The sequence below is a fragment of the Vibrio sp. V08_P9A1T1 genome (genome assembly GCF_963874405.1).
Taxonomy (GTDB): domain Bacteria; phylum Pseudomonadota; class Gammaproteobacteria; order Enterobacterales; family Vibrionaceae; genus Vibrio; species Vibrio anguillarum.
Genome location: NZ_CAWNIB010000094.1, coordinates 1 through 6,438, shown reverse-complemented (window position 1 = coordinate 6,438; position 6,438 = coordinate 1). Strand labels below are relative to the sequence as shown.

General features: G+C 45.2%; 6 protein-coding genes. 2 read left to right on the top strand and 4 right to left on the bottom strand.

Annotation, left to right across the window (positions count from 1 at the left end):
* Both AACT21_RS04845 and AACT21_RS04840 read left to right on the top strand, forming a co-directional pair.
* Window positions 1-481, top strand: a 481-nt coding sequence (locus AACT21_RS04845) for a GGDEF domain-containing protein (RefSeq protein ID WP_141195276.1), incomplete at its 5' end; no start/stop codon positions are given.
* Between the two features lie 126 nt (window positions 482-607).
* Window positions 608-1,963, top strand: a complete 1,356-nt coding sequence (locus tag AACT21_RS04840; RefSeq protein ID WP_094164621.1) for a sodium-dependent transporter — start codon at window positions 608-610, stop codon at window positions 1,961-1,963.
* A 106-nt stretch (window positions 1,964-2,069) separates the two neighbouring features.
* On the opposite strand, the gene AACT21_RS04835 is transcribed toward AACT21_RS04840, so the two are convergent.
* The 4 genes from AACT21_RS04835 to AACT21_RS04820 all read right to left on the bottom strand — a co-directional run bounded on the left by AACT21_RS04835 (window position 2,070) and on the right by AACT21_RS04820 (window position 6,240).
* Window positions 2,070-3,167 carry a succinylglutamate desuccinylase/aspartoacylase family protein gene (locus AACT21_RS04835; RefSeq protein ID WP_088718002.1) on the bottom strand — a complete coding sequence of 366 codons (1,098 nt, stop codon included), beginning with the start codon at window positions 3,165-3,167 and terminating at the stop codon, window positions 2,070-2,072.
* Window positions 3,127-4,032 carry a 30S ribosomal protein S6--L-glutamate ligase gene (rimK, locus tag AACT21_RS04830; RefSeq protein ID WP_010320145.1) on the bottom strand — a complete coding sequence of 302 codons (906 nt, stop codon included), beginning with the start codon at window positions 4,030-4,032 and terminating at the stop codon, window positions 3,127-3,129. Before rimK ends, AACT21_RS04835 begins: the two co-directional genes overlap by 41 nt.
* Window positions 4,032-4,472, bottom strand: coding sequence for an ATP-dependent zinc protease family protein (locus tag AACT21_RS04825; RefSeq protein WP_094164620.1), 441 nt, complete (start codon window positions 4,470-4,472; stop codon window positions 4,032-4,034). The genes rimK and AACT21_RS04825 overlap by 1 nt, the downstream gene beginning before the upstream one ends.
* A gap of 295 nt (window positions 4,473-4,767) precedes the next feature.
* Window positions 4,768-6,240, bottom strand: coding sequence for an aminoacyl-histidine dipeptidase (locus tag AACT21_RS04820; RefSeq protein ID WP_017046587.1), 1,473 nt, complete (start codon window positions 6,238-6,240; stop codon window positions 4,768-4,770).
* Window positions 6,241-6,438: the final 198 nt, after the last annotated feature.

Here is a 6,438-nt window from a genome sequence, read left to right as displayed (position 1 = left end):
CTTTAAAAGCTATATTGTTGATTATCAATTTAGATATATCGTATTGTTTTTAATCGATATTGACTATTTTAAATTGTTCAATGATCACTACGGCCACTTAGAGGGTGATGAAGCATTGAAATCTGTTGCGACCAGCTTAAAAAAATTGGATTTTGGCGGTGAAAAACTGGTTGCTCGCTTTGGTGGAGAAGAGTTTTGTGTAGTTTTGGCGAGCGACATCGAAATTGATGGTCAAGCTTATGCTAAACGACTGATCGAATCGGTTGAATCGCTGCGCATTACCCACCAATTTTCCCCGGCTAAGAAGATGCTTTCAATCAGCGTTGGAGGGGTTGAAATTGATACCCCACAGTTGAATCACTATCTAGATTTCTTTCATGTGGCTGATAGAGCACTTTATGCAGCCAAAGCACAGGGAAGAGGTCGTTATCTCGTGCAAAAATTCACCTCTAATCTCCCGTTAATATTGCCTGTTCAATAATCTTTACGCAGTAAATTCTGTTTATTTTTGCAATGCTTGTTTAATTAATAAGCAGTGTAATTGCTCTATTTGATTGCCTGTATTACTGTACTAGCTAACTAGTCTATTGATATTTGTGTGAGTGGTATGACACAGTCTGATTCTCGTGAACATTTTGGTTCACGTCTTGGTTTTATTCTTGCGGCGGCGGGTGCGGCAGTTGGCCTAGGTAATATCTGGGGCTTTCCAACCCAAGCGGCAAGCAACGGCGGCGGCGCATTCTTATTGGTTTATTTGGTGATGATCATGGTCGTTGCCTTCCCTATGTTAGTGGTTGAAATGGCGATAGGCCGTTTTGGGCAAGCAAACCCTGTTGATAGCATGCGCTCATTAACGCCTCATCCACTAGGTAAAATGGTCGGTGGCTTTGTCGGTTGGATTGGTTTGAGTGTTCCGAGTGCTGTACTGGCGTTTTACAGCATCGTCGGTGGCTGGCTAATCTGCTTTTTACTCGGTGCGATGACTGAGTTATTGGGTTTTGTGGAAATCACAGTTTGGTTGAAAGGGTTTAGTGTTGAGCGTAACTTATTCGGAACCTTAGTGTTTTATATTTTGACGATTCTAATCGTGCAAGGTGGTGTTAAAGACGGGATTGAAAAATGGTCAACGCGTTTAATGCCTGCATTGTTTGTACTGTTTGGTGTGCTGTTTGTTTACATCATGATGCAAACTGGAGCGATGGAAGGTTTACAACACTATTTAGTCCCTGATTTTTCAAAGGTTTTTGACAGACATCTCTTACTGGCGGCAATGGGGCAAGGTTTCTTCTCATTAACCATTGGTGGCTGCTCGATGCTGATTTACGGCTCTTATCTGAGTAAGCAAGAAAACCTGCCGAAGATGGCACTAAATGTGACTTTAGTTGATACTGCCGTGGCTTTCATTGCTGGCCTTGTTGTGTTGCCTGCGATGTTTGTTGCGATGCATAAAGGGGTGGAAATCTATGCCGCTGACGGTTCTTTACTAAATTCAGACACGCTCGTTTTTACCGTGTTGCCATTGATGTTTGATAGCCTTGGTTGGATGGGGCAGGTGTTTGCTATCGTATTTTTCACTTTACTGACGATCGCCGCGTTAACCTCTTCTATCTCTATGCTGGAATGCCCTGTAGCCTTAGTCAGCGAGCGTTTTAATACGAAACGCGCACCAACAAGTTGGGTATTAGGCGCGTTAATTGCGCTAGTCAGTGTCGTTATTGTTTATAATTTTGGTGCGCTATTTGGCTTAGTGGCAACGGTTGCGACGCAATATTTGCAGCCGACAGCAGCGCTGATGTTCTGCCTATTTGGCGGTTGGGTATGGAGTCGTCACGCGAAGGTCAAAGAGTTAGAACAAGGTTTCCCTGAGTTCCAATTGGGTTGGTTTGGTAAAATCTGGCCTTGGTACGTGAAATTTGTCTGCCCTGTATTAGTGGCTACGGTGATTTGGGCTTCGTTCGGTTAATGAGTTACTTTCTTCATCCCACTCACGCTTAAACAGCATAAAGCCCTTTGAATAAGGGCTTTATTATTGAACTTATGTGTCTCTATTGTTTAGAGTTATCGACTATTTAGACCATCGACGGTGGCATCAAGTGTCCCGTGGTCAGAGGTTCTAAATCGCTGTCTGCGACCTCTTCAATAAAATCGCCCACGACTTGCTCAACCATCTCATCGCTTTGCGAGAAGTAGGCGAGATGGAATACGGCATCTCCTTCATTAACAAGAGGCAGAGTTTGTTGGCCAATCACAATACCCCCCTTATTGGCTCTTAATTCGACTTCGACATGACCAAGCGGTGAGTTGATATAGGCAAGCACTTGTCCTTTTTCGACCTTGTCACCAAGCGTCACCACGGTGCGCAAGATGCCATCGCTTTCGGCTCTGAGCCAACTGGTTGATTTTGCGATGATCGATGTCGGTACGGCCTTGCGACTTTTGCGCATCATACCAATGGCTTGCATGGTGCGTTTCACACCGACAATACCCGCATTGATGGCAATAGGTTCAAATTTTAGCGCTTCACCTGCTTCATAAGTTAATACTGTGATGCCTGATTTCTCTGCTTCACTTCTGAGCGAGCCATTACGCAGTGGAGAGTCGATGATCACTGGGGTTGCAAATGCTTGGGCAATACGCAAGGTTTCAGGATTAGTGAGATCGGCGCGGATTTGTGGCAAATTCGTGCGATGAATAGCACCAGTATGCAGGTCAATGATGTAATCACAACGTAAAGCGACTTGGGAAAAGAAAGTATGTGCAATGCGAGAGGCGAGGGAGCCAGTTTCACTTCCAGGGAAGCAGCGATTGAGATCGCGTCGATCAGGAAGGTAGCGAGATTTATGAATAAAGCCAAAGGCATTGACGATGGGGACAACAATCAGTGTCCCTTTTAGTTTTTGCGGGTCGATGGAGTTGATCAGTTGACGGACTATTTCAACGCCGTTCAGTTCATCACCATGGATGGCGGCATTAACCATTAAGGTTGGGCCAGTGGATATTCCATTAATGATTTCGATAGGGATAGAGAGTGGCGAGTGTGTATAAAGCTTAGCCGCTTCTAGCTCCATTGCCTTGCGCGTTCCTGGGGGAACTGAATCCCCCAGGAAATGAAATGCTGTGTTTTTCCTAACCTTTGCCACGTGTTTTTGTCCCTTTCGTTGCCGCATTTTTTTCAATAAATTCGACAATCAACCCGGCGATATCTTTACCAGTAGCGGCTTCAATACCTTCAAGACCTGGCGATGAATTGACTTCCATCACTAATGGGCCACGTTCCGATCGCAAAAGATCCACACCCGCAACATTGAGACCCATAATCTTCGCCGCATCGATAGCCGTCTTACGTTCTAGAGGGGTGATTTTTACCAAAGAGGCCGTTCCGCCGCGGTGTAGGTTAGAGCGAAACTCACCATCGGCACCTTGCCGTTTCATGGCTGCGATAACTTTGTCGCCAATAACGAAACAGCGAATATCGGCGCCACCGGCCTCTTTGATGTACTCTTGCACCATGATATTGGCTTTCAGGCCCATGAACGCTTCGATCACACTTTCTGCTGCTTTGCGTGTTTCCGCTAACACTACACCGATGCCTTGAGTTCCTTCAAGTAATTTAATTACTACCGGTGCTCCTCCGACCATGTCGAGTAAGTCTTTGACATCATCGGGTTTGCTGGCGAAACCAGTAATTGGCATACCAATGCCGCGACGAGACAATAGCTGCATTGAGCGAAGTTTATCTCTGGAACGGCTAATAGCCACAGATTCATTGACAGGATAAACCCCCATCATTTCAAATTGGCGTAATACCGCAGTACCGTAAAACGTAACGGATGCACCAATACGAGGAATGACTGCATCAAAACCCGCTAACTCTTCACCTTTAAAGTGAATTTCGGGTTTTTCAGAATTGATATTCATATAGCAACGCAGCCCATCAATCACTTTGACTTGGTGGCCACGGCTTTTACACGCTTCAATCAGACGCTTGGTTGAATACAACGAAGCATTACGTGACAGAATACCAATTTTCATTATTTGCTCTCCTCGAAAGCGATTAAAAACGATTTAGTTGGATTAACTAAAATTCGACGGTGCATTGCGGTGCGACCTAATAGCATACGAAAACCCATATTTTCGCGATTGGTTAACGTTATTTCAATGGGCCAAGTTTGGCCGCCCAAACAGACGTCTGATTGAATAACGTAACGTGACTCTTCATGGCCACCGGAATCACGGACGATTCGTTCATCAATGACTTTAGCTTCGCACACTGTGACCTTGTCATTATTGCGCTGCACAGGGTGGATCCAAAAGCGAACCCAAAGAGTCTCTTCCTTGATGAAGCTCTCTACCTTAAATGCGTGTAAGCACGACGTGCGGGCTCCGGTATCGACTTTGGCATTAATTTGCTCAATACCTAACCCTGGAAGGCTGAGAGTTTCTCGCCATCCGACAATCATTTTTTCTTTCATCGCAGTTTCAATATTTTTGGAGAATGTAAGACGCCGCTAAGGAGTAGCCGCATCCCCGATACAACTTTTAAATGGTGTTATCGCTTGAAGAGAGTGTGGTGAATAACTCTAGGAACTTCAAGGGGGCGAACTCTAGCAGTCACAAAAAATGTGCGCTAATGAAATTAATTTGCCTTATCGATAAAATTAATTGATAGAAAAAGAGGTAAGGATTGATGCCGAATTCCGCTGCCAAAGCAAGATATTCATCAACTTGCTATTACACGCTGGTTGAAGAATTCGACATCAGAGTGGGTTAAACTTTCGCTGGAATATGCTCTAGTAGGGCAACCATTTGCTCCCAGAAAAGGTCGACTGTGTCGATCTTCACTTTCTCATCCGGTGAGTGAGGGAATTTAATGGTTGGGCCAAACGAAACCATATCCATTTCTGGGTACGGTTTTTTGAAAAGACCACATTCTAGACCAGCATGGATCACCATGATATTCGGTTTATGACCGTAAATACCTTGGTACATGTCTCTGAAAATAGCCATGATCTCTGAATCGGCATCTGGTTTCCAGCCCGGATAAGCACCAGTAAAGGCAATTTCCGCATTCGCTAGCTCAGCAACGGATTTGAGCATGCTTTCAACCTGTTGGCGACCTGAATCAATCAGAGAACGAATAAGGCATAACACAGTCACAGAGTTTTCTTGCGTGGTAATCACACCGACATTCAATGAGGTTTCAACTACGCCTTCAATTTCATCGCTCATCCGGATCACACCGTTTGGACACGCGTTTAATGCGGCAATAAAACGTTGTTGATCAACAAGAGCGAAGACATTTTCTGCATTTTCTTGCGGGTTGTTGAAAGTGACAATTCCTGTTTCGACGCGTCCAAGCTCTTCTTTCACTAGCTGGGTATAGGTGCTAAATAGCTCATCCAGTTTTACCCCATTTTCGGCAGGAATGGCCACGGTGACAAACGCTTCTCGAGGAATGGCGTTACGTAGGCTACCACCGCGAAACTCGATCAAACGTAAATCAAGTTCTTGTGCGTGACTAGCAAGAAAGCGAGCCAGCAGCTTGTTAGCATTCCCACGGCCAGTATGGACGTCACACCCAGAGTGACCTCCTTTTAACCCTTTCAAAATCAATTGATGTGTTACGTAACCAGCAGGCATGGCTTGTCGTTGGATATTAAAAGTCATTGCGCCATCAATACCACCAGCACAGCCCATATATACTTCGCCCTCTTGTTCTGAATCAGTATTGAGCAGGATCTCTCCTTCTAACCAACCCGCTTCAAGGCCGAAAGCACCTGTCATACCCGCTTCTTCATCAATCGTCAGTAACACCTCAATAGGGCCGTGCTTGAGCTCTTTTGACGCGAGAACAGCCAAACATGCAGCCATACCCATGCCGTTATCGGCACCTAAAGTGGTTCCTTTGGCCGTTACCCATTCGCCATCGATATACGGTTGGATAGGGTCCTTAGCAAAGTCGTGCTGCGTGTCTTCGTTTTTTTGCGGCACCATATCAATATGAGCTTGTAGAACCACACCTTTCTTATGTTCCATGCCAGCTGTCGCTGGTTTTTTTATGAAAACGTTGCCGGTTGGATCTCGGCGTACCGCTAAACCCTGCTCTGTCGCCCACTGGATGATGTGTTGGGCTAAGGCTTCTTCATGCTTAGACGGGTGAGGAATGGAACAGATTTTATCGAAAAATTGCCATACGGGTGCCGATGACAATTTACTGATTTCAGAATAGAACTCAGACACGGAATACTCCTTTTATTCGAGCTTGCCAGATCATGAACAGGCGAAATGTTTCTTTGGTAGCGATATCGACTAGATCTGAGCATGACTTGTAGTGGTGGACAGCATACCACTCTCGACAATCAGCGAGTAGCCTCACCGCTTGAGAATTGTTTTATTGGTGTCACATTAAATCGACTGTAGCGTATAGAAGAGATGACA

Excerpts from the sequence above, each read along its gene's own strand:
- AACT21_RS04840 (WP_094164621.1), top strand. The coding sequence starts at position 608 with ATGACACAGTCTGATTCTCGTGAACATTTTGGTTCACGTCTTGGTTTT.
- rimK (WP_010320145.1), bottom strand. The coding sequence starts at position 4,032 with ATGAAAATTGGTATTCTGTCACGTAATGCTTCGTTGTATTCAACCAAG.
- AACT21_RS04835 (WP_088718002.1), bottom strand. The coding sequence starts at position 3,167 with ATGCGGCAACGAAAGGGACAAAAACACGTGGCAAAGGTTAGGAAAAAC.
- AACT21_RS04825 (WP_094164620.1), bottom strand. The coding sequence starts at position 4,472 with ATGAAAGAAAAAATGATTGTCGGATGGCGAGAAACTCTCAGCCTTCCA.